This is a genomic window from Actinomycetospora sp. NBRC 106378 (genome assembly GCF_030269685.1).
Taxonomy (GTDB): Bacteria; Actinomycetota; Actinomycetes; order Mycobacteriales; family Pseudonocardiaceae; genus Actinomycetospora.
In genome coordinates this window covers 151,749-175,777 of record NZ_BSTT01000005.1, presented here as the reverse complement: position 1 = coordinate 175,777, position 24,029 = coordinate 151,749, and the positions used below count along the sequence as shown (strand labels likewise).

Below are 24,029 nucleotides of genomic sequence, written 5' to 3'. Positions count from 1 at the left end.
CGCTACAGCCGAAACGACGACTGCCTCACGGGTTCTGTTGCATCTCGACAAACCACGCCGGGTCAGTGGGCCGAGCGTGTGAGCAGACCCGCCAACGCCGTCCGGTCGGCCGCCCGGGGTGCGTTGCGGCACACCGGATCGGCGGCGGCCGTGGCGGCCAGCACCTCCAGCCCGGAGGGCCCCGGCCCGAGCGCGGCGCGGTCGATGCCGGGCGGCACGCCCACGGCGTCGGTCCACCGCGCGAGCGCGCCCGGCAGCTCGCCCGGGTGGCGCAGGCCGAGCAGCTCGGTGACCCGGGCCCAGGCTCCGGCGTCGACGGCGCCCACGTCGTCGAGCGACCACGCCACCACCTCGGGCAGCACCATCGCGAGCGCCCGGCCGTGGACCACACCGTGGTGGGCGGTCAGGGCGTGGCCGAGGCCGTGCACGAGGCCGAGCCCGGACCGGGTGAGCGCCTGCCCGGCGAGGTGGGCGCCCACCAGCATCTCGGCCCGGGCGGTGGGGTCCGCGCCGTCGGCGTGGGCGACCGGCAGCCACCGCCACACGCGGCGCAACGCCTCGGCGGCGAAGGCCTCGGAGACCGGGCTGCGGCCGCGGCTGACCAGCGACTCCAGCGCGTGGACGAGGGCGTCGACCCCGGTCGCGGCGGTCGCGCCGGGCGGCAGGCCGTGGGTCAGCAGCGGGTCGAGCAGGGCGACCCGCGGCGTCGTCGTGGTGTCGCCGCAGTAGACCTTGCAGCGCCGGACCGGGTCCTCCAGCACGCCGAAGCCGTTGGTCTCGGCGCCGGTGCCCGCCGTGGTCGGGACCGCGATGAGCGGGAGCCCCGGGCCCGTGGGGTCGGCGGCGAGCCGGGCGATGCCCTTGGCCGCGTCGAGCGCCGAACCCCCGCCGACCGCGACGACGACCGGGCGGGTGGCCGGGAACGCCTCGGCGACCACCCGCGCACCGGCCTCGACGGCGGGGACGGTCGGGTTGCCGGGGACGTCGTCGACGACGACGGTCGGCTGGCCCGCCGCGGCGAGCACGGCGAGGACCTCGTCGACGATGCCCGTCGCCCGCAGGCCCGCGTCGGTGACCACGACGACGCCCCCGGTCCGCGCGCCGGCGTGCACGTCGAGGACGTGGTCCCCGAGCCGCGCGAGGGCCCCCGGCCCGGAGTCGACCGCCGGACCGGGCTCGTGCAGGAACGACGTGGTCGCGGGGCAGGCGCAGGCGCTCGCCGGCACGGTGGTCATGGAGGGCTCCGTCATGAGGCGTCCGACAGCGAGGGGTGCAGGACGGCGCCGAGGCCCGGCGCCTGCGGGACCGCGAGGGTGCCGTCGGCGGCGGGCCACAGCGGTTCGGCGAGCAGGAAGTCCCGCCGCTCGGGGGTCCAGCCGCCGGCGGGGTCGTAGGGGAACTCCAGGTACGGGCCCGCGCCCACCCCGGCCGCGACGTGCAGGTTCGCGAGCAGGCCGAGGCCGTTGGACCAGGTGTGCGGGGTGAAGCGGCGGTGGCGGGCGGCGAGCGACTCGGCCAGCGCGCGCGTGCGTGCCATCCCGAGGGAGAGCACGACGTCGGTCTGGACCACGTCCAGCGCGTCGACGAGGGCGTCGAGCTGGGGCCGGTTGTCGCACATCTCGCCCGAGGCGATCCGCAGTCCCGGGTTCTCGGCGCGCAGCAGCCGGTGGCCCTCGACGTCGTCGTAGGGCAGCGGCTCCTCGATCCAGCCGGGTTCGAACTCGGCGAGCAGGCGCACCAGCCGCCGGATCTCCACGAGCTCGACGGCGGGCCGGACGTCACCCGCCATGCGCCAGGCCTGGTTGAGGTCGACGAGCACGTCGAGGTCGCTCGACTCCCGCACCGCGGCCACCGAGGCGATGCCGGGCTCCGGGTCCCGCGGGTCCACGCGGACCTTCACCGCCCGGAAGCCCAGCGCCGCGAGGTCCGCGGCGTCCTGCGCCCGGCGCGCGGCGGGCTGTACCGAGCACCACGACGCGTACACCGGGAGCCGGTCGGCGGTCCCGCCGAACAGCACCGAGACCGGGAGCCCGGCGGCCTGTCCGACGACGTCCCACAGGGCGGCCTCGAGCGGCCAGAAGCGGCCGCCGTGGAAGGCGACGGACTCGATGCGGCGCACCTGGACCGCCATCGCGAGCGGGTCGGTGCCGAGGAAGTGACCGACGTGCGGGGCGAACCCGGCCATCGTGTCGCCGGAGCCGATCCCGGTGATCCCGGCGTCGGTCTCCACCCGCACCACGGTCGCGGCGAACGTGTGCCGCGGGTCCGGGTCCCACGCCGCGTGCATCGGCGGGTCGAGCTCGACGACGTGCTCCGTGATGCGGATGTCGGTGATCTTCACGGTCGCCACCTCCCGGGTGGCAGTGCACCTGCGCTCCCGACGGCGGGCAAGCGGCTCTTGCACTCAGCGCAAGTAGCCTGGCCGGGTGGAGGGGCTGCGACGCGACGTCGACCTGCTCGACGCCCTCACCGCACCCGAGGCACAGGCCGGCGGCCTGGGCGTGGCCCGGCTGGCGGCGCTGACCGGACGGACCGAGAGCCAGGTGTCGCGCGCCCTCGCCGCCCTCGCCGCGGAGGGCCTCGTCGAGCGCGACGCCCGCACCCGGCGGTACGCGCTCGGGTGGCGGCTCTACGCCTTCGCCGCCCGCACCACCGAGGCGCGGCTGGTCCGGACGGCGGGGCGGGTGCTGACGGTGCTCGCCGCGCGGTTGGGCGTCGGCGCGCACCTCTGCCGGCTGCACGGCGACGCCGTCGCGACGGTGCTGACGGTGGCCGGGGACGGGTCACCGCCGCGGGTCGCGTTCGACGTCTCCGACGTCCCGGTCGAGGTCAGCTCGGCCGGCCGGGTGCTGCTCGCCTTCCGCGACGAGGCCGTGCTGGTCCGTCGGTTGGGCGCCGCCGGGCTCGACCCCGCGATCGCCCGGCGCACCCTCGGCGACGGGCACGCGGTGGTCGACGGCGAGCTGGACCGCCGCCTCGCGGGCGCGTCCGCCCCGGTGCGCGACGTGCACGGCGGTGTGGTCGCGGCCATCAACGTCTCCGGCCCGGTCGGCCGGGTGCGCCCGGCGCTGCCCGAGATCGTGGCCGCGACGGTGGAGGCGGCCGCCGACCTGTCGGCCCGGCTCGGGGCCTGAGCACCCTCGCGACGTGGCAGTCTCGCGCGGTGCTGCACGTCAGGGTGGTGTGCCCCCCGGACCGGACCGACGAGGTCGTCGACTGCCTGCGCGCGACGCCCGGGACCGCGCACCTGACGCTCACCCGCGGGGCCGCGGTCGCACCGGAGGGTGACCTGGTGGCCGCCGACGTCGCCCGGGAGGCCGTCGACGGCGTCCTCGCGGCGCTCTCGGACCGGGGCGTGGACCGGGTCGGCGGGATCACGGTCGAACCGCTGGAGACGGTCCTGTCCGACGCGGCCGACCGTGCCGAGGAGGCGGCCCCCGGGCTCGGGTCGGACGCCCTCGTCTGGGACGAGCTGGTCGGCCGGACCGGCGAGGAGGCGCGGCCCTCGGTGAGCTTCCTCGCGCTGCTGATCATCGCCTGCCTGCTCGCGGCGATCGGCGTCGTCACCAACTCCCCCGTCACGATCGTCGGGGCGATGGTGGTCGGCCCGGAGTTCGGGCCGCTCGCGGCGTTGGCGGTCGGTCTCGTCGGTCGTCGGGGCGACCTCGCGGGACGCGCGCTGCGTGCTCTCGGTGTCGGCTTCCCGCTCGCGCTCGTCGTGACCGCCGTCGCCGCCGTGGTGGCGGAGGCCGCGGGCCTCGTCACCGTGAGCCCGCTGGAGAGCGCCGACCAGGTCGACTTCATCTACCAGGTCGGACCGTTCTCGCTCATCGTCGCGCTGCTCGCCGGGGCGGCGGGGATGCTCGCGATGACGTCGGCGAAGTCGGCCGCCCTCGTGGGGGTGTTCATCTCGGTGACCACCGTGCCCGCGGCGGGCTACGCGGCCGTCGCCGCCACCCTCGGGGACTGGTCGCGCTGCCTGTCCTCGCTCGCGCAGCTGGCGGTCAACCTCGTCGGGATCGTGGTCGCGGCCGCCGTGGTGCTGCTGCTGCGGACCCGGACCTACCGGCGACGGGGTCTCGGACGGCGGCTCTCGGAGGGCTGATCCCGGGGTACTGCAGTGCGGTGCCGCTCCTCGTCGTCCACACCGCCGCCGTCTGGTTCTGCGTCGGGCTCGTCTGGGTGGTCCAGGTGCTCGTCTACCCCGGGTTCGCCGGGATCGACCGGGCCGCGTGGTCGGCCTGGCACGACCGGCACACCCGCCTCATGGCGTGGACGGTGTCCGCGCCGTGGGCGGTGCAGGGCGTGACCTGTGCGGTGCTGCTCGTGTGGCGCCCCGACGGCGTCCCGTTCTGGGCCGCGGCGCTGGCCGGGGTGTGCGGGGCGGCGACGGTGGCGGTCACCGTGCTGGTCTCGGTGCCCTGCCACCAGCGGTTGTCGGCCGGCTACGACGACGAGGTCCTCGCACGGCTGGTGCGCACCAACTGGTACCGCGTCGTCGCGTGGACCGCGGGCGGGGTGGTCGCGGCGGGGATGGCGCTCGCCGCGTCGGGCTAGGGTGCCGGCCGTGCGGCGGACGGTGCTGGTCCTCGTGGCCCTGCTGGGTGTGCTGACGGCGTGCTCGGGCGGAGGTGACACCCCGACCGACCGAATCGCGGCGACCCACGAGCTGCGGGTCTGCTCCACCGGCGACTACCGGCCGCTGACCTACCGGGACGCGTCCGGCGCCTGGTCCGGCATCGACGTCGACCTGGCCCACGACCTCGCGGCCCGGCTCGGCGCGCGGGTCACGATGGTGCCGACGACCTGGTCGACGCTGCTCGACGACGTCACCGGCGGACGGTGCGACCTCGCCGTCGGGGGCATCTCGGTGACCGCCGACCGGGCGGCGCGGGCGACCTTCACCGTGCCCTACCTGCAGGACGGCAAGACCCCGATCGTCCGGTGCGCCGACCTCGGGCGGTACGCGACCCTGGCGCAGATCGACCGGCCGGGCCTGCGGGTGGTGGTGAACCCGGGCGGGACCAACGAGCGGTTCGTCCGGGGCCGGCTGCAGGCCGCCACCGTGGTGCCCTACCCGGACAACAACACGATCCACGACACCGTCGCCGACGGCCGCACCGACCTGATGATCACCGACGCGATCGAGGCGCGGTGGCAGGCGGCGGCCCGTCCGGGTGTGCTGTGCGCGGAGCACCCGGACGCGCCGTTCGACCACTCGCAGAAGGCGTACCTGGTCCCGCCCGGCGACCCGGCCTTCGTCGACACCGTGAACCGGTGGCTCACGACGGCCCTGGCCGACGGGACGTGGGGGCGGGCCGCGAGGCCCTGGCTGGGGTGAGTCAGCTCCGGCTCCGGCGGTAGCGGATGTGGGTGCTCAGCGGCGAGTGCAGGACCTCGACGGGCTCGAAGTCGAAGGTGTCGACGCCGTCGAGGAGCCGCTCCCCCGCGCCCAGCAGCGTCGGGGCGATGTCGAGGGTGAACTCGTCGATCACCCCGGCTCGCAGCGCCTGCTGCACCGTCGAGGCGCCTCCGGCGATGTCGACACCGAGGTCACCGGCCGCCTCGACGGCCTGCGCGTAGGCGGCGTCGAACCCGTCGGTGACGAAGTGGAAGGTCGTGCCGCCCTCCATCTCGATCGGGTCGTGCGCGTGGTGGGTCAGGACGAACACCGGCGCGTGGTACGGCGGCTCGTCGCCCCACCAGCCGCGCCAGTCCTCGTCCCACTCCCCCCGGACCGGGCCGAACATGTTGCGACCCATGACGTAGGCGCCGCGCGGACGCATGAGCCAGCCCGTCGCGGTCTCGTCGGCCTCGGTGGCCCGCGGGTCGCCGATGTGCCAGCCGTGCAGCTCGACCCCGCGCGTGCCCAGCGGGTTGTCGCGCGCCTGGTCCGGGCCGGCCGCGAAGCCGTCGAGCGAGACCGACATGTGGCAGGTGGTGTCCGTCATCCGACCCTCCGAGGGAGTTGCACTCTGCAATCACTCGGGACCGTAGCAGGGTGGGGAAGGGCCGCGTCGAGACGTCAGCGCCGTCGGCTCCCGACGGCTGCCCGGGCCGGGTCGAGCAGGACCTCCTCGTCGAACAGGCCCCCGGCGGTCGTCGGGAAGGAGACCGACAGCGGGCCGACGCGCAGGGTGCCCGAGCCGAGGACGGCGAAGCGCACCCCGGCGCGGCCACGGAGCAGCGCGTGCGCGCCCGGGGCGAGGACGGCGTCCATCCAGCCGCAGGGGGCGGCGGGGCGGCGACCGCCGAGCAGGACCGGGCCGTCGCCCGAGTCGAGGAGCACGTCGGTGCCGCGGAGGCGCTCGACGTCGAGACCCCGCGTGACGACGGTCCGCCGCAGGAGCAGCGGGTCGAACGGCGGGACGCCGAGCTCGGCCGCGACGGCCTCGATCGCCTCCGCCGCGACGATCGTCAGCGCGGCGTCGCGGTGCGCGGCGCGACCGGCGTAGCGGTCGCCGACGACCCCGAACCCGGCCCGCAGCTCGATCGACGACGGCTGCACGGTCCCCACCCGGGCCGGCCCGTCGGACGGGCGACCGACGTAGGCGTGCTCCCGGGACACCACCAGCCGGACGATCTCCACGGTCCGATTCTGCGCGCGCCGATCAAGGAGGGCGAATGGTACGTACCTCTTGATTCACACCGGTCACAGGTCTATACCTCTTCCGGTGGCGGTGACACGATCGACGGAGGTGGGCGCCAAGGTCGCGGCGTTGTGCGCCGAACTCGGGCCGGGCGCCATGCTTCCAGGCGAACGGGACCTGTCCACCCGTTTCGGTGTGTCCCGGGCGACGGTGCGCAAAGCGCTCGAGGAGCTCATGGCACGGCGGATCGTCGAGCGCCGCCACGGTGCGGGCACCTTCGTGCGCCGACCCGCCGTCGCGCAGCCGCTCATGGCCACCTCGTTCGGCGATGACATGCGCCGCCGTGGGCTGGAGCCGTCCTCGCGCCTGCTGTGGTGGGACACGGTCGTCGCGGACACCGACCTCGCCGCCCGCCTCGAGATGCCCGGGGGCGAGCCGGTGCTGCGGGTGTGTCGCGTGCGGCTCGCCGACGACGAGCCCATGACCCTCGAGACCCTCCACGTCCCGGCCGCCCGCGTGCCCGGCCTGACCGGCGACGACCTCGACGGCCCCTCCTCCTACTACGAGATCCTCGCCGAGCGCTTCGACCGGCGGATCCGTTCCGGGACGCAGTCCGTGGCGCCGGTGGTGCTCGCGGCGAAGGACGCCGAGCTGCTCGGGGTGCCCCCCGGCTCCCCCGCGCTGCGCTTCGTGCGCACCTCGCGCGACCACCGCGGCGAGGTCGTCGAGCGGGTCGAGTCGTTCGCCCGGGGCGACCGGTACCTCATCGAGATGGACATCATCCCGCCGGGAGAGGCAGCCACCGTCGGCACGCTGGTCTCGGCGGACGCCCCGTGAGCGTCGTCGCGGTCGACCTGGGCCGCTCCGGCGCCCGCGTCGCCGTCGACGGCCACCGCTCCTCGACGACGACCGGTGCTGGGCTCGGCGACGCCGGCGGTGCCCCGGCGGTGGCCGCGGTGGTGCGCGCGGCCCTCGGGTCACCGCCCGGGGAGAGCTGGACGCTGGCGCTGGGTGTCCCGGGTGCGTTGACGTCGCCCGACGCGGCCGCCGAGGTCGCCGAGCTCCTGACGACGGGGTGGTCGGGTCGGGCGCCGGAGGCGGTGGCCGTGACCTCGGACGTCGTCGCCTGGCACGTCGGGGTGTTCGGCGGGCACGCGGCGGGGGTAGTGCTGGCGGTCGGGACCGGGGCGGTCGCGCTCGGGGTGGACGCGCGCGGCACGGTGCGCCGCGTCGACGGTCACGGGCTGCTGCTGGGCGACACCGGAGGCGGCGCGTCGATCGGGCAGCAGGGTCTCCGAGCGGCGCTGCGGGCGCTCGAGGGAGCTGGTCCGGCGACGGCCCTGACCGACCCGGCCGACGCGGTGCTCGGCGGACGACCGACCACGCCCGCCGAGCTGGCCGCCTTCGCGCCGGCCGTGCTCGCGGCGGCGGAGGACGGGGACGCCGTGGCCGGGAGGATCGTCGACGCGGCCGTGGCCGAGCTGGTGGCGACGGTGCGGGCGGCGGCCGACGATGCGCCTTCCCTGCCACTGGACGCCAGCAACGACGCTTTCCTGCCACCGGGAGGGGTGGCCCTCGTCGGCGGACTCGCCGCACCCCTGGCCGACCGGCTCCGGGCCGCCGGGCTGACGCTGCACGACCCGCAGGGCGACGCCCTCGACGGCCTGCTCACCCTCGCGGCCGACGTGACCACCGCGCACGAGGCGAGCGTGACCCGGCGTCGGGAACGGGCCGAGGCGACCGGGCCCGCCGCCGACACCGACCGGCTCCCGACCGAGGCCGTCCGTCCGGGCTCGGAGGACCTCGACGCCCTGGCGACCCCGGACCTCGTCGCGCGGCTGGTCGACGGGCAGAGCGCCGCGCCCCGGGCCGTCGCCGCCGCGAGCGACCGGCTCGCGCGCGCCGCCGACCTGCTCGGCGCGGCATTCCGCGCCCACGGGCGGCTCGTCTACGTCGGGGCGGGCACCTCGGGCCGCCTCGCGACGCAGGACGCGGCCGAGCTGCCGCCGACGTTCGGCCTCGACCCGGCGCGGGCGATCGCGCTGCTGGCGGGCGGTCGCGACGCGGCGGACGCGGCGGTCGAGGGCGCCGAGGACGACGACGTGGCCGGGCGGGCCGACGTCGACGACGCCGGGGTCGGGCCGGGCGACGTCGTGGTCGGCGTCGCCGCCTCCGGGCGCACCCCCTACGTGCTCGGCGCGCTGACCGCGGCGCGGGAGCGCGGGGCGACCACCGTCGCCGTGGTGAACGCGACCGGCAGCCCCGTGGCCGACCTCGCCGACGTCGCCGTCGAGCTGGTCACCGGCCCGGAGGTGCTCGCGGGCTCCACGCGCCTGGCGGCCGGCACCGCGCAGAAGATCGCCCTGAACACCCTGACGACCGCGGCGATGGTGCGCGCGGGTGCGACGTACGGCCCGTGGATGGTCGGGGTGCGGGTGACGAACGCGAAGCTGCGCCGCCGCGCGGAGCGCATCGTGCGCGACGCGACGGGGACCGACGAGGACACCGCCCGGGCGGCGCTGGTCGCGGCGGGCGACGACGTGGCCGCGGCGGTCGTGGCGCTGCTCGCGGGCCTGGACTCCCCCGCCGCGCGCGATCGCCTGACGAGGGCGGGCTCGGTGCGCGCGGCGGTGGGTCGGTGATCGCGCGGTGATCGTCGTCGGGATGCTGTCGGGGACCTCGGCGGACGGGCTGGACGTGGCGGTCTGCGACGTCGAGGTCGGGCCGACGACGAGGCTCGCGGTGCGCCACCACGCGGCCGTCGACTGGCCGGCCGGGCTGCAGGAGCGGCTCCTGGCCGTGCTGCCGCCCGCGACGACGACGGTCGGCGAGATCGCGGCGCTCGACCACGCCGTCGGGCAGGCCGCCGCGCTGGCGGCGACCGGGCACGACGCCGACCTCGTCGCGTGGCTGGGCCAGACCGTGTTCCACGGCATCGAGGGCGGCCGGGCCACCGGCGGTCTGCAGCTCGGCCAGCCCGCGTGGATCGCCGAGTCGACCGGGCTGCCGGTGGTCAGCGACCTGCGCTCCACCGATATCGCCGCGGGCGGGCACGGCGCACCCCTGGCGAGCACGCTGGACGCCCTCTGGCTGGCGGGCGCCGAGACCCGCATCGCGCTGAACCTGGGCGGGATCGCGAACGTCACGGTGGTCGCGCCGGGCGCGCTCACCGCGTTCGACACGGGCCCGGCCAACTGCTGGCTCGACGTCGTCGCGCAGCGGGCCACCGGCGCCGGGTACGACGTCGACGGCGCGCTGGCGGCGTCCGGCACCGTCGACACGGTCCTGCTCGGGCACCTCCTCGCCGAGCCCTACTACGCCGCGCCGCCGCCCAAGACCACCGGGCGGGAGCGATTCACCGCCCCGGCCCTCGACGCCGCGGTCGCGCACGCCGCGCCCGGGATCTCCTCGCCCGACCTGGCCGCCACGCTCGTCGCGCTGACCGCCCGGACCGTCGCGGCCGCGTGCCGCGCGCACGGGGCGGTCGAGGTCGTCGGCTCGGGCGGCGGGATGGCGAACCCGACGCTGCGGGCGGCGCTCGCCGCGGCGCTCGATCCGGTCCCGCTCGTGTCCGCGGACGAGCGGGGCCTGCCGTCCGACGCGAAGGAGGCCGTCCTGACCGCCCTGCTCGGCGCCCTGACCTGGCACGGCGTACCCGGCGTGCTGCCCGGCGCCACCGGCTCGGCCACGCCCCGGGTCCTGGGCCGCCTCAGCACCGGGCACCGCCCGCTGCGCCTGCCCGAGCCCGTGCCCGCCGTCCACGCGCTGGAGATCGTCCGATGAGGCTCGGGGTCTCCGCCGCGCTCGTCGGCGGCGTGCTGCACCGCGGGGACGTGGCGGTGGTCGACGGCCGCGTCGCGGCGGTCGGGCTGCCCCCCGCCGCAGGCGGTGCCGTCGCCGTGCCGGGACTCGTCGACGTGCAGTGCAACGGCTACGCGGGCGTCGACCTCACCGCCGCCGACGACCTTGCCGACGTCCACGCCCTCCGCGCCGCCCTCGCCCGCGACGGGGTCACGGCGGTCGCGCCGACCGTCATCACCGCCGCACCCGACACGACCACGACCGCCCTGCGCACGCTCGACTCCGCGCGCCCCTCGCCCCACGGTGCGCGCCTGCTCGGCGCCCACGTCGAGGGCCCGTTCCTCTCCCCCGCGCGGCCCGGCACGCACCCGCCGGAGTTCCTGCGCGCGCCCGACCCGGCGTCGTTCGAGGCGTTCCGGACGGCGGGTGCGGTCGCGATCACCACGATCGCCCCGGAACTCCCGGGCGCGCACGCCGTGCTCGCGGCCGCCCTGCAGGCGGGGGTGACCGTGATGGCCGGGCACAGCGACGCCTCCGCCGCCGACGCGCGCGCCGGGTTCGACGCCGGGATCACCGGCGCGACGCACCTGTTCAACGCGATGTCCGGATTCGACCACCGCGCCCCCGGCCTCGCCGCGGCCGCGCTGGCCCACCCGGGCACCGTCGTCACGGTGATCGCGGACGGCCACCACGTCGACCCCGACGTGCTGCGCGTCGTCGCGGCCGCGGCCCGCGGGCGCTGGGCGCTCATCACCGACGCGACGGCCGCCGCCGGCCTGGGCCGGACCCACGGCACCTTCCGGCTCGGCGACGTCGAGCTGACCCTCGCCGACGGGGCGGTCCGCAACCCCGACGGCACCCTCGCCGGCAGTGCGGCGACCCTCGCGGGCTGCGTGCGCGTCGCGGTGGCCGCCGGGATCGACCTCGCCGACGCCCTCGTGGCGGCGACCGCCACCCCGGCGCGGCTGGTCGGTCCGGGGCACCGCCCGCACCCCGACCTCGGCGTGCTGCGACCCGGTGGGGTCGCCGACGTGACCGTCCTCGACGACGGGCTCCAGGTCACCCGGGTGCTGCTCGGTGGCGAGGAGGTCGACCGGTGAGCCCGCAGGAGACGGAGCATCCAGGGGAGCACGCCGACAGGGGAGCTCGACCATCGAGGCTCGAGCGCGAGCTGCATGCGCAGCCCGACGCCCTCCGTACCTTCCTGACGACGGCGGGTCCGGCCGCCGCGGCCGTGCGCGAGCTCGCCGCGGCGGCCTGCGGGGTCGTCCTCGCCGCGCGGGGCAGCTCGGACAACGCCGCGCGCTACGCGCAGTACCTCGTCCCGCTGGTCGCCGAGCGGGAGGTCACGCTCGCCACGCCGAGCCTCGTCACCACCTACGGGGCCTCCCCCGTCGTCCACCGGCGGCTCGTCGTCGGGATCTCGCAGTCCGGCAGCTCGCCCGACATCGTGGCGGTGCTCCGCGACGCCCGGGAACGGGGCGCGCCCACGCTCGCCGTCACGAACGACCCCGGCTCCGACCTCGCCGCGCAGGCCGACCTGGTGCTGCCGCTGCACGTCGACGAGGAGCGGTCGGTCGCCGCGACCGGCACGTACACCGCGTCGCTCGCCGCCCTCGCCGTGGTCGCGGCCGGCCTCGCCCCCGAACCGGCGGCCGAGGCACTGCTCGCGGACCTCGACCGCGTCCCGGCCCTCGTCGAGCAGGCGCTGGCGGTCGACGTGGACGAGGCCGTCGACGTGTTCGGCGCGTCCTGGCGCGGGGTGACCGTGGGTCGCGGGGTCAACCTCGCCACCGCCCACGAGGCCGCCCTGAAGCTCACGGAACTGACCGGTTCCCTCGTCGCGCCCTTCTCCCCCGCCGATCTGCGGCACGGCCCGATCGGCGCGGTCGGACCCGGCACGCCGACCCTGCTCGTCGCACCCGACGGCGAGGCCGGCAGCCGCTCGGTGCTCGAGCTGCGCGACGAGCTCCGGGAGCGCGGCGCACCCGTCGTCGTGATCGGACCCGACCTGCCGTCCGGAACCCCGCCCCTGGTCTCCCCGATCGTCGCCGTCGTGCCCGCGCAGACGCTGGCCTGGCGGCTGGCGGTGGCCCGCGGGGTCGACGTCGACGCGCCGGGCGGCCTGCACAAGATCACCAGAACCGAATAGGAGCCGACGATGCACGACGTCGTCAACCTGGCCGTGATCGTCGCGTACCTCGTGGCGATCGCGGTGATCGGGCTGAAGCTCTCCGGGCGCCAGCGCTCGGCCACCGACTACTTCACCGGCGAGCGCTCCCTGCCGTGGTGGGCGGTGATGTTCTCGATCGTCGCGACCGAGACCTCCACCCTCACCGTCATCAGCGTGCCGGGCGTGGCCTACGGCGGGTCGTTCTCGTACGTCGAGCTCGCCGTCGGCTACCTGATCGGCCGCACCCTGGTGGCGTTCGTGCTCATGCCGCTGTACTTCCGGGGCGGCTTCGTCTCCGCCTACGAGTACCTCGGGCAGCGCTTCGGCCGGCATACCCAGGGGCTCGCGTCGCTGACCTTCCTCGTCACGCGACTGCTGGCGGAAGGCGTGCGCCTGTTCGCGGGGGCCATCCCGATCAAGCTGCTGCTCGCCGAGTTCGGCCTGGACGTGAACTACTTCGTCATCGTCCTGGTCATCACGGCGGTGACCGTCGCCTACACCTACGTCGGCGGGATGAAGGCCGTCGTCTGGACCGACTTCCTGCAGATGGGGCTCTACGTCGCCGGGGCGGTCGTGTGCGTGGTCGTCCTGGCCACCCAGGTCGACGGGGCCGGTTGGTCGGCCGCGTGGGAGGCCGGGAAGTTCACGGTGTTCCAGTTCGACGGGCCCGTGCTGAACAACCCCTACGCGTTCCTCACCGCGGTCATCGGCGGGGCGGTGCTGACGATGGGCTCGCACGGCTCGGACCAGCTCATCGTGCAGCGCGTGCTCTCGTGCCGCTCGCTCTCCGACGGCCGCAGGGCGATGCTCGGCTCGGCGCTCGCGATCATGGTGCAGTTCGCGCTGTTCTCCCTGGTCGGGGCGCTGCTGTGGGCCCGCAACGGCGGGGCTTCCGTCGCGTCGCTGGGCCTGGGGTCGACGGACGAGATCTTCCCGGCCTTCATCCTGCGGGAACTCCCGATGGGGCTCTCGGGGCTCCTGGTCGCGGGGATCCTCGCCGCGACGATGGGCTCGCTGTCCTCGGCGCTGAACTCGCTGTCCACCTCGACGCTCGCCGACCTCGGCCGCGCCTGGCTGGGCTGGCGGCCGGACGAGGGCACGATGCTGCGGGTCGCGCGCTGGATGACCGGGGCGTGGGCGGTGATCATGGTGGCGTTCGCGTCGCTGTTCACCTCGTCCAAGGACCCGGTGGTCGTCCTCGGGCTCTCGATCGCGTCCTACGCCTACGGGGCGCTGCTCGGGGCGTTCCTGCTGGGGCTGCTGATCCGCCGGGCCGACGGCGTCGCGGCCTTCACCGCGTTCGTCGCCACCCTGGTGGTGACCCTGGTGATCGCGCTCGGGGTCTCGATCGACGGCAAGGCGCTCGCCTTCCCGTGGTTCGTCGTGCTGGGCGTGGTGGTCACGCTCGTCGTCGGCGGACTCGTCTCGCTCGTCCGGCCGCGCCGGGAGCCGGCGTCGGCCGAGGCCGACCCGGAACCCGTCACGACGGGATGAGGGCGGTCAGTAGGCGATCGACCCGGCCTGGCCGGCCTTGGCGGCGGCGAGGAAGGCCTGCCACTCGGCGCGGCTCAGGGTGAGGGTGCCCTGCTCGCTGTGCCCGCCGTGCCGCAGCTGCACCTGTCCGTCGTCGAACCGCCACTCCACGCGGCTGGGGCCGCCGCTCGAGAAGGTGCTCGACTGCCACCGCTGTCCCTGCGCGTTCACTGCTGACCACTCCGGTCGGATCGGTAATACGGCCGTAACAATCCTACGTGACGTCCTCCCGGGCCGGGGCCCCCGCGTCCATGGCCGCCCGCAGGCGCGCCAGCAGGTCGAGCGTGAACTCCCGTTCGGCCGCGGAGAGGGAGCGGCACACCTCGTCGATCCCCCGGATCGCGGGCTGCCACGCCACCCGGTTCGCCTCCCGGGCCGCCTCGGTATCGGTGACGACCACGCGACGGCGATCGGCGGTGTCGCGGACCCGCTCGACGTGCCCGGCCCGTTCCAGCCGATCGATGAGGACCGTCGTCGAGGCCTGGGAGATGTTCAGGCGGGCGGCGAGGCCGGTGGTGCCCATCGGCCCGATCTCGGCGAGCAGGTGGAGCGCTGCCATGTCGGTCGTGTTCATCCCCATCGCCCGGGCCGCCCGCACCGTGAGGTCGCGGGACGCCGCGATGACGTCGTTGACCGCGAGGGTCGCGTCGTCCAGGTCGGCCAGCCCCGGCAAGCGCCGGATGGCCTCGTGCCGGGCCGCGTCCGTCATCCCTCGGACCTCCGCGCAGATACTTAGAATTTCGAAGCTTAGATGCTCTAAGCAGAGGCTATCCGAGGGCGACACCCGAGCTCGGAGGACCCCGTGACACGCAGCCCCACCGTCCTGATCTCCGGCGCGAGCATCGCCGGACCCACCGCCGCGTCCTGGCTGGCCGCGGCCGGCTGGGACGTCACCGTCGTCGAGCGCGCCGACCACCTCCGGGAGGAGGGACAGAACGTCGACGTCCGCGGCACCGGGCGCGAGGTGCTGCGACGGATGGGCCTCGAGGACGCCGTCGCCCGCCTCCACACCAGCGAGACCGGACAGGCGTTCGTCGACGCCGACGGTCACGCCTACGCCGCCTTCCCCGCCGGCACCGGTGACCGGGACGGCGCCCCGACCGCCGAGCTGGAGATCCTGCGGGGACAGCTCGCACGGGTGCTGTGCGAGCACTCCGCCGGCGACGCCGGGTACGTGTTCGGCGATCACGTCACCGCCCTGCACGACGACGGGGCCGGCGTCGACGTCGAGTTCGCGCACGGTCCGTCCCGGCGCTTCGACGCCGTGGTCATCGCCGAGGGCACCCGGTCCGCGACCCGCGACCTGGTCTTCGACGACGTCGAGCTCCACGAGCTCGGGCTCGTCTTCGCCTACCTGACGATCCCGCGGACCGCGTCCGACGACCGCCGGTGGCGCGTGCACCTCGCCGGTCGCGGCCGACTGGTCCACCTGCGTCCCGACGCGGTGGGGACCACGCGCGCGATGCTGAGCCTGCACACCGACCTGCGGGGGCTCGGCGCCCTCGACCGCGCCTCGATCGTCGCGGTGCTGCGCGCGACCTTCGCCGACGTCGGGTGGGAGACGCCGCGGGTGCTCGCGGAGCTGGACGACGGCTCGCTGCACGTCGACCAGGTCGCCCAGGTCCGGATGCCGTCGTGGCACCGCGGCCGGGTGGCCGTCCTCGGGGACGCCGCCTGGTGCGCCGGCCCCTTCGGCACCGGGACCACCACTGCGCTGTCCGGCGCCTACGTCCTCGCCGGCGAGCTCGGCGCCACGCCCGACGACGTCCCCGGGGCCTTCGCCCGCTACGAGCGCCTGCTGCGGCCCGCGACCGACCGGGCCCAGACCTTCGTCATGGGCCCGTCGAGCCACCCGCACGCCGAGTGGCAGCGGCGGCTCGTGCGGACCGGGGCCCGTCTGCTGGCCGGTCCGGTCCGCGCCACCGTCGGGCGCTTCCGGTCCGTGGTGCCCGAACCGCCGGTCAACCTGATCGTCCTGCCCGACTACTCCGGGCGGAAGTCGGCCACGGAGCTGTCGAACTCCGCGTAGGCGTCGTAGTCGAGGACGCGGTAGAGCTCGTCGCGGGTCTGCATCCGGTCGACGAGGCCGACCTGGGTGCCCTCCGCCGCGAGCGTCGTCAACCCGTCCGCGATCGCACCCATCGCCAGCCGGAGCAGGGTCACCGGGTAGATGACCGCGTCGACGCCGACGTCGGTCAGCTGCGCGGTGGTCAGCAGCTCGCTGCGCCCGAACTCGGTCATGTTGGCCAGCAGCGGGACGTCGATCGCGGCGCGGACGCGGGCGAACTCGGCCGCGCCGGCCATGGCCTCGGCGAAGATCATGTCCGCGCCCGCGTCCACGTAGCGGCGCGCCCGCCCGATCGCCGCGTCGAGGCCCTCCACCGCGGCCGCGTCGGTGCGGGCGCAGATCACGAAGTCGGGGTCGCGGCGGGCGCCGACCGCCGCGGCGAGGGTGCGTTCCATCGCCTCCGGCGAGCGGACGTGCTTGCCCGCGAGGTGGCCGCACCGCTTCGGGTTCTCCTGGTCCTCGACGTGGCACCCGGCGGCGCCCGCGTCCTCGAGGACCTGCACCGTGCGTGCGACCGACAGCGGCTCGCCGAACCCGGTGTCGGCGTCGACGAGCAGCGGCAGGTCGGTCACGCGGGCCACCTGGCCCGCGCGACCGGCGACCTCGCTGAGCGTCGTGAGCCCGACGTCGGGCAGGGCCAGGTCGGCCGCGACCACCGCGCCGGACAGGTAGACGCCCTCGAAACCGGCCTCGGCGATCATGCGGGCGGCGAGCGGGTTCGGTGCCCCGGGCAGGCGTTGCAGGGTGTCCGAGGCGAGCCCGGACCGGAACGCCTTCCGCCGCCCGGAGGGCGTCGTCGTCGTGTGCAGCACGCCCCGATCATCGTCCGGTGCGAGGCTGCGCGGGTGACCGGTTCACGTGACCTGGCCGCGATGCTCGCGAGCCTCGACGCCGTCGCCCGCGACGGCGAGTTCGTCTACGCCACGGTGGGGGCCGGACACCCGGCCACCGGACGTGCGCAGGCCGTCGTCGTGGAGGACGAGGGCGTCACGCTGGTCCTGCGCCGCGCGGACGCCGACGCGCTCGGGGTGTCGTACGGCTTCGTCGCGGTGTGGCTGACGCTGACCGTGCACTCCGCGCTCGACGCCGTCGGGCTCACCGCGGCGTTCTCCCGGGCACTGGGCGACGCGGGGATCAGCTGCAACGTGCTCGCGGGGTTCCACCACGACCACCTGCTGGTCCCGGCCGCCGCGCGCGACCGGGCCCTCGCGGTGCTGCGGTCCCTGCGCGGTACAGGTCGTCAGGCGACCAGCGGCTGAGCGTCGGGGGCGGGCTCGACGGTCACTCCGGCGCCGGGAGCGAGGTCGGCGACGGCGCTGCTCGGCCGGTCCACCAGCACCGTCGTCTCCCCCTGCCCGGGTCGAGCTCCGCTGCGCTGCGTCTCCCCCTGCCCGGGTCGAGCTCCGCTGCGCTGCGTCTCCCCCTGCCCGGGTCGAGCTCCGCTGCGCTGCGTCTCCCCCAGCCGCACGTGCACGCGGGTGACGGCGCCGAGGAACGTCGTCGCGACGACCACCCCGCTCCCCCGCGGGTCGGGCGTGACCACGAGGGCCTCCGGGCGCAGCAGGACGTCGACCTCGGCGCCGGCGGGCCGGTCGGTCGTGGCCGGGAGCCGCCGGCCGAGCACCTCGACGCCGTCGGCCGTCGTCGTGCCGGGCAGGTGGTTCATGGTCCCGACGAACTCCGCGACGAAGGCCGTCGCGGGCCGCGCGTAGAGCTCGGCGGGCGAGGCGATCTGCTCGAGGCGCCCGTCGCGCATCACGCCCACCCGGTCGGAGATCGACAGCGCCTCCTCCTGGTCGTGGGTGACGAACAGCGTCGTCGTGCCGAGCCGGGTCTGCACCGCCCGGATCTGCTCGCGCAGGGCGACCCGGACCTTGGCGTCGAGCGCGGACAGGGGCTCGTCGAGCAGCAGGACCTGCGGCTCCGGGGCGAGGGCGCGGGCCAGCGCCACCCGCTGCTGCTGGCCGCCGGAGAGCTGGTGGGGGTAGCGGTCGCCGCGGCCCGCGAGCTCCACCAACTCGAGCAGCTCGTCGGCCCGACGCCGTCGCGCCGCCTTGTCCTGCCCCCGGACGCGCAGCCCGAAGGCGACGTTGTCGCGGGCGGTCAGGTTCGGGAACAGGCTGTAGCTCTGGAAGACCATCCCCATGTCGCGCTGCCGGACGGGCACGCCGCGCAGGTCGCGGCCGCCGACCACCACCGTCCCCGAGTCCACGTCCTCCAGCCCGGCCAGGGCGCGGAGCGCGGTCGTCTTCCCGCAGCCCGACGGCCCCAGCAGGGTGACGAGCTCGCCGGGCGCGAGGTCGAGGGAGAACCCGTCGAGGGCCCTGACCTCGCCGAACCGGCGGTTCAGGTCGCGCAGCGCGACGGCCACCCCGGTGCGCGTTCCCGACGCCGGGTCGGTGCGGGTCCCGTACTCGCGTCCGGTGTCGGTGGTGGTCATGCGTCCTCCGGGGACGGGCGGCGGCGGTCGACGAGGGAGATGAGCCAGAGCAGGGCCCAGGTGCCGAGCAGGGCGAGCAGCGAGACCGCGACCGAGACCCGGGCGTTCGCCTGTTGGAAGACGACGATCCACACCGGGAACGTCTCGTACTGGTCGAGGCTCGCCATCGTGTACTCGCCGAACACCATCGCGACGGTGAGCACCACGGCCGCGAGCAGCGCCGAGCGCAGGTTGGGCAGGACCACCGACACGAGCGTGCGGCCCCAGCCGGCGCCGAGGGAGCGGGACGCCTCGACCAGGGTCCGCAGCGGGATCGCCTGCAGTCCGGAGTCGAGGGCCCGGTAGGCGAAGGGCAGGGCGAGCACGACGTAGACCAGGGCCAGCAGGTCGGGCGTGCCCTTCAGGGCGGGCGGCGCGACCTCGAGGACCCCGATGATCAGCACGACCGGCGGCACGACGATCGGGAGCAGCGTCACGCCCTCGAGCACCCGGCGCAGCCGCGGCATCCGCAGGTGCACCCAGACCGCGGTGGGCACGACGAGGACCAGGGTGATCACCAGGGAGATCACGGCGAGGCGCACGGTCAGGGTGATCGCGTCGAGGAACCCCTCCTGGGCGGGGATACCGGCGAACACCGCGCCGGAGATCCCGCCGTCGGGCGTGCTGATCGCGAAGCGGAACGCGGCGTAGAGCGGCACCAGGAAGTACAGGCCCGCGATCACGAAGACGAGCCGGCGGGCCCAGGCCGCGCCGCCCCGTCGTCGGGAACGCTTCTCGGGCGCGCGCGGGGGCGCCGTGATCACCGCAGCCATCGCGAGACCCTCCTCTGGAGCAGCGCGTAGAGGGCCATGAGCACGGCGACGACGACGATCATCCCGACGCCGAGCGCGCGGCCCACGTTCTCCTGACCGGAGAGGACGTTGCCGTTGAGGAACGAGCCGATCTGGATCGGTGTGAGGGCGAGGCTGCCGCTGGTCAGCGCGCTGGTGGTGGCGTAGGCGGAGAACGCCGAGCCGAAGAGCAGCAGCATGCAGCCGAGCACGGCGGGCGCGAGGACGGGAAGGCCGACGTGGCGCCAGTACTGCACGGGCGTGGCGCCGAGGTTGTCCGCGGCCTCGCGCCAGTGCGGCCGCAGGCCATCGAGGGCGGGGGTGATGACAAGGACCATGAGCGGGATCTGGAAGTAGCCGTAGACGATCGCCACGCCCCAGAAGCTGTAGAGGCTGAAGCCGGCGCCGTAGAGGTCGACGCCGACCGCCTTCACCAGCTCGACGACGAGGCCGGTGGAGCCGAGCGTGGCGACGAACAGGAACGCGAGCGGGACGCCGCCGAAGTTGGCGAACACCCCGGACGCGGTCGCCACCGCGCGCTTCAGCCGGAGGCTCGGGCTGGCGCGCACCGCGAGGGCGAGCACCAGTCCGAGTACTCCAGGGACGAGCGCGGTGACCAGCGAGAGCCCGATGCTGGAGCCGAACCCGCGGAGATAGACCCCCGAGGTGGCGATGCCGACGTTGGCCATGGTGACGCCGCCGGTCGCCGGGTCGACGAACGCCCCGAGGACGACGGCCACCACCGGCACGCCGAGGAACACCAGCGTGTAGGCCGCGAACGGGACGACGCCCACCCAGGCCGGGAGCTCTCGCTGTCTCATCGCTCGATCAGCTGCCGGTCGCCTGGGCCCACTGCTGGCTGACGACCTGCTTCGCCGCGGTCTGCTGGGCGTCGCTCGGGTACTGCGGGGCCCCGGCCGGAGCGGGCGGCAGCTTGGCGTAGGCAGCCTGGTCGACCGTGCCGTTCGCCACCATCGTCGGCAGCAGGATCGGTCGGGCCGCGCCCTGCAGCCAGAGGTTCTGACCCTCGGTGGAGTAGAGGAACTCCTCCCAGAGCCGGGCCGCGGCCGGGTGCGGGGCGGTCGCGTTGATCGCCTGGGAGTAGTAGGCGGCGTACGCGGCGTCGGTGGGGATGGTGACCTTGTAGTTCGGCACCTGCGCCTGGACCTGCGAGACCTGCAGGTAGTCCCAGTAGACGAGGATCGGGGTCTGCCCGCTCTGCACGGTCGCGGCGCTGCCCTTCACCGGCACGAAGTTGCCGGCCTGCTTCAGCTGCTTGAAGAAGTCGACGCCCGGCGTGATGTTGTCGAAATTCCCGCCGTTGGCGAGCGCGGCGGCGTAGACGGCGGCGAAGGCGGCACCGGCCTGCGTCGGGTCGCCGTTGATCCCGACCTGGTTGCGGTACCGGGGGTCGAGCAGGTCCTTGAGGCTCGTGGGCGGCACCGGGACGCGGGCCGGGTCGTAGCCGATGGCGATGTAGCCGCCGTAGTCGGAGGCCCAGCGTCCCTGGGTGTCCTTGGCGTTGCCGGGGATCTGGTCCCAGCTCGCCACCCGGTACGGCGCGAGCAGGCCCTGGTTCGCGGCGCCGATGGCGAACGACTGCCCCAGGTCCAGCACGTCCGGCGCGCGGTCCTGACCCTTGAGCTGGGTGACCGCGTTGATCTCGTCCTGGCTCGAACCGTCGGGGTTCGCGTTGTTGATCGTGATGCCGTATTTGTTCTGGAACGTCTGGATGATGTTCCCGTAGTTGGCCCAGTTCGCGGGCAGCGTGATCGTGTTCAGCTGCCCCTCGGCCTTCGCCGCGGCGACGAGCGCGTCCATGCCGCCCGCCTCGGCCACGGTGGTGGCCTTCGCGGCCTGGGAATCCTGGTTCGACGACGACGAACTGCACCCGGTCAGGGCGAGCGCGGCCGCCGCCGCACAGGCCACCAGGACCGAGAGACGCCTGCGAGGCAGCCGTGACATCCGAGTTCTCCCGCGGTGTGGAAAGGAGCCCGCCGTGACGGGCAGGCGGTGTCGTCACCTGTTCTCGCGACAAGCCCGCGCGGACAGTGCTACGCGGAGTTGAACCGGTGGCACGCCGTCCCGTCCGCCACGGGGAACGGGACGTGAACGGTTGCGCGCAGCCGGACGTATCGGACACGGTCGCCCGACGAGGCGCTGCGCCGCTGCCGGCGGCCGCGCCCGTCTGACGCCCGTCAGCCGCCGGGCTCGACCGCCGCGGCCCGGAGGACGGCGACGACGTTCTCGGCCTCGGTCGGGTCGCGCGGCGGGAAGAGCAGTGTGTACGTCCGCGGGAGGCCGCCGCGACCGGCGAGGGGGTGCACGACACCCCATCCCCGGGCGAGGACGACCGCGTGATCGGCCGGCGCGAGGACGACGTGGCAGGAGCCGTCGACGGGGTGCACGTGCGCGATCTCGTCGTCGGTGTCCGACCACAACGCCACGTGGTGCCGTTCCCAGCGGCTCGTGGCCATCTGCAGGCCGTGTCGCCCGGCCAGGTCCTCGAGCTCGCGCTCCAGCGCCGCGACGAGCGCGGCGGGCGCCCGCTGGTCGAGCACCCGGTGGGGTACGGGATAGGGCGCCACGCGCGGTCGTGGCGTGGCGCGCCCGGGCAGGGCCTCGACCGTCGGCGTCGGGTCGTCCGCGGCCGCGGTCCCGGCGGTCGGCGCGGGCAGGGTGGCGAGCACCCGCAGGGCGCTCATACGCAACCAGCCCCACCACGTGGGCGGCAGGCCGCCCGGGCCGAGCGCTCGCCACGCCCGGACGTCGCGACGAGCCCACCGGGCCGCGGCCAGGGCTCCGCCGAGCACTGCGGTACGGAGCACCGTCCGGCCGGTCATGGCCCAGGACGGTACCCACGTGGTCGCCGACCTCGGGATGCTCATGGTCCGGCTCGACTGGTGTAGGTGTGGCCGGTCGGGGTGGTGGTCTGCACGGTGTGGGGTTGGTCGCCGAGGCCGTCGTGGAGCAGGAGGGTGATCCAGCCGGGCATCTCCTTGAGGTGGTTGCCGCGCACGCAGGTCCCCCGTCCGTTGCCCAGGCTGGTCGGCCCGCCGGCTTTCCTGCCCTTGATGTGGTCGGTGTGGCGGATCGGGGCTCCGCAGAAGGGGTCGCGGCACATCCCGTGATCGCGGAGCGCGATCAGGGTCGCGAGGAACCCGTCGAACAGGCGGCGTCGGGGATCGCCGCCGACGAGGGTGCCGTGGGCGGGGTGGGCGAACAGTCGCCGCCACCACCGCTGCCCGCCGGTGTAGCGCAGCAGGTCGGAGACGATCCCGGACGGCAGCGGCCCGTGCCCGACCAGTTCGGCGGTCTTCGGGCTGTCCGGGTCGGTCAACGCGTCGAGCGGGAGCACGATCCCGACCTCGACGTTGACGTCCTCGGCGTAGACCTGCCCGGTCAGTCGTTCGACGAGGGTGTCGGCGATGATCTGATCCCGGGTGCGGTCGTCGGTGTCCCCGGTGGCGATCAGGCTGTCGGCGTACTGCCGGAGGGCGGCGATGAAGGCGACGCCCTGCTCGACCGGGAGCAGCCCGGAGAGCACGGCCATGGTGTCCGGGGCGGGGCGCAGCGTGACCCGACGGTCCTTCCGGGCGGTGCGCCCGCGGGCGGTGAACCCGATCGGGTCGGCCTCGTAGGCGAGTTTCTTCACCGCCGCGACCGCGGCCTTGCGGCCCAGTTCGTCGAGCCCGGCCTCCGCGGCCTGCTTGTCGACCAGGCGGCGGGTCTCGGGGTCGAGGTGGGAGGTCAGGGACACGATCTGCTCGGCGAGCCACTCGCTGATCCGCCCCGCGGCCAGCAGGGCTCGGGTGCACGGCAGGTCCGACGCGAGAGCCCGCGCCGCCGACAGGCGCCGGTCGGCGACGTGCGGGGAGACGTGCGCGGCCAGGGCGATCTGGTCGGCGATGCCGCGGCCGAGTTTCTCCGGGTCCAGCCGGCCGGTGGCGATCTGGGCGAGCTGCGCTTCGACCTGGGCGCGGCCGAACGCGACCATCGCGGTGTGCTGGGCCGCCGCCACTGCCGCGCGGGCCCGTTCCAGGACCGCGATCCGGTCCACACAGGCGGCGCCATCGTCACCAGGAGCCGGGTCGGTGGGCAGTTCGGCGAGTTCACCGAGGCGGGTGAGCAGTGCGGTCAGCTCCTCCGCGACCGTATCCACCGCCTCGTTCGAACTCATGTTCGCAAGCTAGCAGCGACCCCCGACACTCACCGCCGTACCGGCACTCCCCCATGGACCCGGGGCGGGACCGTCGTGCCTCAGGAGTCGGGTGCGGCGGGCCCGCCCGTCTCCGGCGTCCCCGGCACCGCGCTCCCGGCCGGGGCGTCGGTCGAGGCACCCGCCGTCGAGCCGCCGACGGGCGGGACCGGCAGGCCGGCGCGGTAGTAGACCCAGGTGTCGCCCGGGCGGTGACCGGTGCAGTCGGTGTCGGGCACCCGCAGGGCCGCGTGCGAGGTGCAGACCTCACTGGTGTCGGCGTGGTCCTGCAGCTCGGCCGACGCCACGAACAGCCCGACGATGGCGGCGAGCCCCACCCAGAAGGTGATGACGAAGCCGCCGAGGGACTCCCGGACGCGCTCCCAGGTCCTCACG

26 protein-coding genes are annotated in these 24,029 nt (G+C 75.2%); 12 read left to right on the top strand and 14 right to left on the bottom strand.

Annotated features, from left to right (window positions below):
- Window positions 1-62: 62 nt before the first annotated feature.
- Both QSK00_RS14020 and QSK00_RS14015 read right to left on the bottom strand, forming a co-directional pair.
- Window positions 63-1,235: an iron-containing alcohol dehydrogenase family protein gene (locus tag QSK00_RS14020; RefSeq protein WP_285591661.1), complete on the bottom strand. Its 1,173-nt coding sequence runs from the start codon at window positions 1,233-1,235 to the stop codon at window positions 63-65.
- Between the two features lie 11 nt (window positions 1,236-1,246).
- Window positions 1,247-2,341 carry a mandelate racemase/muconate lactonizing enzyme family protein gene (locus QSK00_RS14015; protein ID WP_285591660.1) on the bottom strand — a complete coding sequence of 365 codons (1,095 nt, stop codon included), beginning with the start codon at window positions 2,339-2,341 and terminating at the stop codon, window positions 1,247-1,249.
- Between the two features lie 85 nt (window positions 2,342-2,426).
- Between QSK00_RS14015 and QSK00_RS14010 the strand changes: the two genes are divergently transcribed.
- Genes QSK00_RS14010 through QSK00_RS13995 form a run of 4 tightly spaced genes read left to right on the top strand, consistent with a single transcriptional unit; the run spans window position 2,427 to window position 5,341 of the window.
- The gene (locus QSK00_RS14010; protein ID WP_285591659.1) at window positions 2,427-3,134 is read left to right on the top strand and encodes an IclR family transcriptional regulator; all 708 of its coding nucleotides are present in this window, start codon (window positions 2,427-2,429) and stop codon (window positions 3,132-3,134) included.
- Between the two features lie 29 nt (window positions 3,135-3,163).
- Window positions 3,164-4,105 (top strand): DUF389 domain-containing protein, encoded by a 942-nt coding sequence (locus QSK00_RS14005; protein WP_285591656.1) that lies wholly within the window; start codon window positions 3,164-3,166, stop codon window positions 4,103-4,105.
- A gap of 20 nt (window positions 4,106-4,125) precedes the next feature.
- Window positions 4,126-4,557, top strand: coding sequence for a hypothetical protein (locus tag QSK00_RS14000; protein WP_285591655.1), 432 nt, complete (start codon window positions 4,126-4,128; stop codon window positions 4,555-4,557).
- Between the two features lie 10 nt (window positions 4,558-4,567).
- A complete protein-coding gene (locus QSK00_RS13995; protein WP_285591654.1) occupies window positions 4,568-5,341 on the top strand; it encodes a transporter substrate-binding domain-containing protein in 774 nt (257 codons plus the stop codon).
- A gap of 1 nt (window position 5,342) precedes the next feature.
- Here QSK00_RS13995 and QSK00_RS13990 read toward each other — a convergent pair whose 3' ends face one another.
- Window positions 5,343-5,951: a dihydrofolate reductase family protein gene (locus QSK00_RS13990; protein WP_285591653.1), complete on the bottom strand. Its 609-nt coding sequence runs from the start codon at window positions 5,949-5,951 to the stop codon at window positions 5,343-5,345.
- A 74-nt stretch (window positions 5,952-6,025) separates the two neighbouring features.
- Window positions 6,026-6,589: an MOSC domain-containing protein gene (locus QSK00_RS13985; RefSeq protein WP_285591652.1), complete on the bottom strand. Its 564-nt coding sequence runs from the start codon at window positions 6,587-6,589 to the stop codon at window positions 6,026-6,028.
- Window positions 6,590-6,698: 109 nt separating this feature from the next.
- Here QSK00_RS13985 and QSK00_RS13980 point away from each other — a divergent pair, with 109 nt between their 5' ends.
- From QSK00_RS13980 to QSK00_RS13955, 6 genes are read left to right on the top strand one after another with little or no spacing between them, the layout of a single operon-like run.
- On the top strand, window positions 6,699-7,427 hold the full coding sequence (locus QSK00_RS13980; RefSeq protein ID WP_285591651.1) for a GntR family transcriptional regulator: 729 nt from the start codon (window positions 6,699-6,701) through the stop codon (window positions 7,425-7,427).
- Window positions 7,424-9,232 (top strand): N-acetylmuramic acid 6-phosphate etherase, encoded by a 1,809-nt coding sequence (locus QSK00_RS13975; RefSeq protein WP_285591649.1) that lies wholly within the window; start codon window positions 7,424-7,426, stop codon window positions 9,230-9,232. Before QSK00_RS13980 ends, QSK00_RS13975 begins: the two co-directional genes overlap by 4 nt.
- A 7-nt stretch (window positions 9,233-9,239) precedes the next feature.
- Window positions 9,240-10,373, top strand: coding sequence for an anhydro-N-acetylmuramic acid kinase (locus QSK00_RS13970; protein WP_285591648.1), 1,134 nt, complete (start codon window positions 9,240-9,242; stop codon window positions 10,371-10,373).
- On the top strand, window positions 10,370-11,491 hold the full coding sequence (gene nagA, locus QSK00_RS13965; RefSeq protein ID WP_285591647.1) for an N-acetylglucosamine-6-phosphate deacetylase: 1,122 nt from the start codon (window positions 10,370-10,372) through the stop codon (window positions 11,489-11,491). Before QSK00_RS13970 ends, nagA begins: the two co-directional genes overlap by 4 nt.
- Window positions 11,488-12,543 carry an SIS domain-containing protein gene (locus QSK00_RS13960; protein WP_285591646.1) on the top strand — a complete coding sequence of 352 codons (1,056 nt, stop codon included), beginning with the start codon at window positions 11,488-11,490 and terminating at the stop codon, window positions 12,541-12,543. The genes nagA and QSK00_RS13960 overlap by 4 nt, the downstream gene beginning before the upstream one ends.
- Window positions 12,544-12,552: 9 nt before the next feature.
- Window positions 12,553-14,058 (top strand): sodium:solute symporter, encoded by a 1,506-nt coding sequence (locus QSK00_RS13955; RefSeq protein WP_285591645.1) that lies wholly within the window; start codon window positions 12,553-12,555, stop codon window positions 14,056-14,058.
- Between the two features lie 6 nt (window positions 14,059-14,064).
- Here the strand turns inward: QSK00_RS13955 and QSK00_RS13950 are convergent, their stop codons facing one another.
- Window positions 14,065-14,268: a DUF397 domain-containing protein gene (locus QSK00_RS13950; protein WP_285591644.1), complete on the bottom strand. Its 204-nt coding sequence runs from the start codon at window positions 14,266-14,268 to the stop codon at window positions 14,065-14,067.
- A 43-nt stretch (window positions 14,269-14,311) separates the two neighbouring features.
- The gene (locus tag QSK00_RS13945; protein WP_285591642.1) at window positions 14,312-14,806 is read right to left on the bottom strand and encodes a MarR family winged helix-turn-helix transcriptional regulator; all 495 of its coding nucleotides are present in this window, start codon (window positions 14,804-14,806) and stop codon (window positions 14,312-14,314) included.
- Between the two features lie 93 nt (window positions 14,807-14,899).
- Here QSK00_RS13945 and QSK00_RS13940 point away from each other — a divergent pair, with 93 nt between their 5' ends.
- Window positions 14,900-16,126 (top strand): FAD-dependent monooxygenase, encoded by a 1,227-nt coding sequence (locus QSK00_RS13940; protein WP_285591641.1) that lies wholly within the window; start codon window positions 14,900-14,902, stop codon window positions 16,124-16,126.
- Here QSK00_RS13940 and prpB read toward each other — a convergent pair.
- On the bottom strand, window positions 16,081-16,977 hold the full coding sequence (prpB, locus tag QSK00_RS13935; protein WP_285591640.1) for a methylisocitrate lyase: 897 nt from the start codon (window positions 16,975-16,977) through the stop codon (window positions 16,081-16,083). The genes QSK00_RS13940 and prpB overlap by 46 nt on opposite strands.
- 33 nt (window positions 16,978-17,010) lie before the next feature.
- Between prpB and QSK00_RS13930 the strand changes: the two genes are divergently transcribed.
- Window positions 17,011-17,424, top strand: a complete 414-nt coding sequence (locus QSK00_RS13930; protein ID WP_285591639.1) for an ACT domain-containing protein — start codon at window positions 17,011-17,013, stop codon at window positions 17,422-17,424.
- Here QSK00_RS13930 and QSK00_RS13925 read toward each other — a convergent pair.
- The 7 genes from QSK00_RS13925 to QSK00_RS13895 form a co-directional block, all read right to left on the bottom strand.
- Entirely contained in the window at window positions 17,406-18,605 is a 1,200-nt protein-coding gene (locus QSK00_RS13925) for an ABC transporter ATP-binding protein (RefSeq protein WP_285591637.1), read from the bottom strand. The two genes, QSK00_RS13930 and QSK00_RS13925, sit on opposite strands and share 19 nt — an antisense overlap.
- Window positions 18,602-19,417: an ABC transporter permease gene (locus tag QSK00_RS13920; protein WP_285591635.1), complete on the bottom strand. Its 816-nt coding sequence runs from the start codon at window positions 19,415-19,417 to the stop codon at window positions 18,602-18,604. Before QSK00_RS13920 ends, QSK00_RS13925 begins: the two co-directional genes overlap by 4 nt.
- Window positions 19,405-20,256, bottom strand: a complete 852-nt coding sequence (locus QSK00_RS13915; RefSeq protein ID WP_285591633.1) for an ABC transporter permease — start codon at window positions 20,254-20,256, stop codon at window positions 19,405-19,407. The genes QSK00_RS13920 and QSK00_RS13915 overlap by 13 nt, the downstream gene beginning before the upstream one ends.
- 7 nt (window positions 20,257-20,263) lie before the next feature.
- Window positions 20,264-21,400 (bottom strand): ABC transporter substrate-binding protein, encoded by a 1,137-nt coding sequence (locus QSK00_RS13910; RefSeq protein ID WP_285591631.1) that lies wholly within the window; start codon window positions 21,398-21,400, stop codon window positions 20,264-20,266.
- A gap of 233 nt (window positions 21,401-21,633) precedes the next feature.
- Window positions 21,634-22,278, bottom strand: coding sequence for a luciferase domain-containing protein (locus QSK00_RS13905; RefSeq protein WP_285591630.1), 645 nt, complete (start codon window positions 22,276-22,278; stop codon window positions 21,634-21,636).
- A 41-nt stretch (window positions 22,279-22,319) separates the two neighbouring features.
- A complete protein-coding gene (locus QSK00_RS13900; RefSeq protein ID WP_285591628.1) occupies window positions 22,320-23,615 on the bottom strand; it encodes a DUF222 domain-containing protein in 1,296 nt (431 codons plus the stop codon).
- A gap of 80 nt (window positions 23,616-23,695) precedes the next feature.
- On the bottom strand, window positions 23,696-24,028 hold the full coding sequence (locus QSK00_RS13895; RefSeq protein ID WP_285591626.1) for a hypothetical protein: 333 nt from the start codon (window positions 24,026-24,028) through the stop codon (window positions 23,696-23,698).
- Window position 24,029 lies beyond the last annotated feature (1 nt).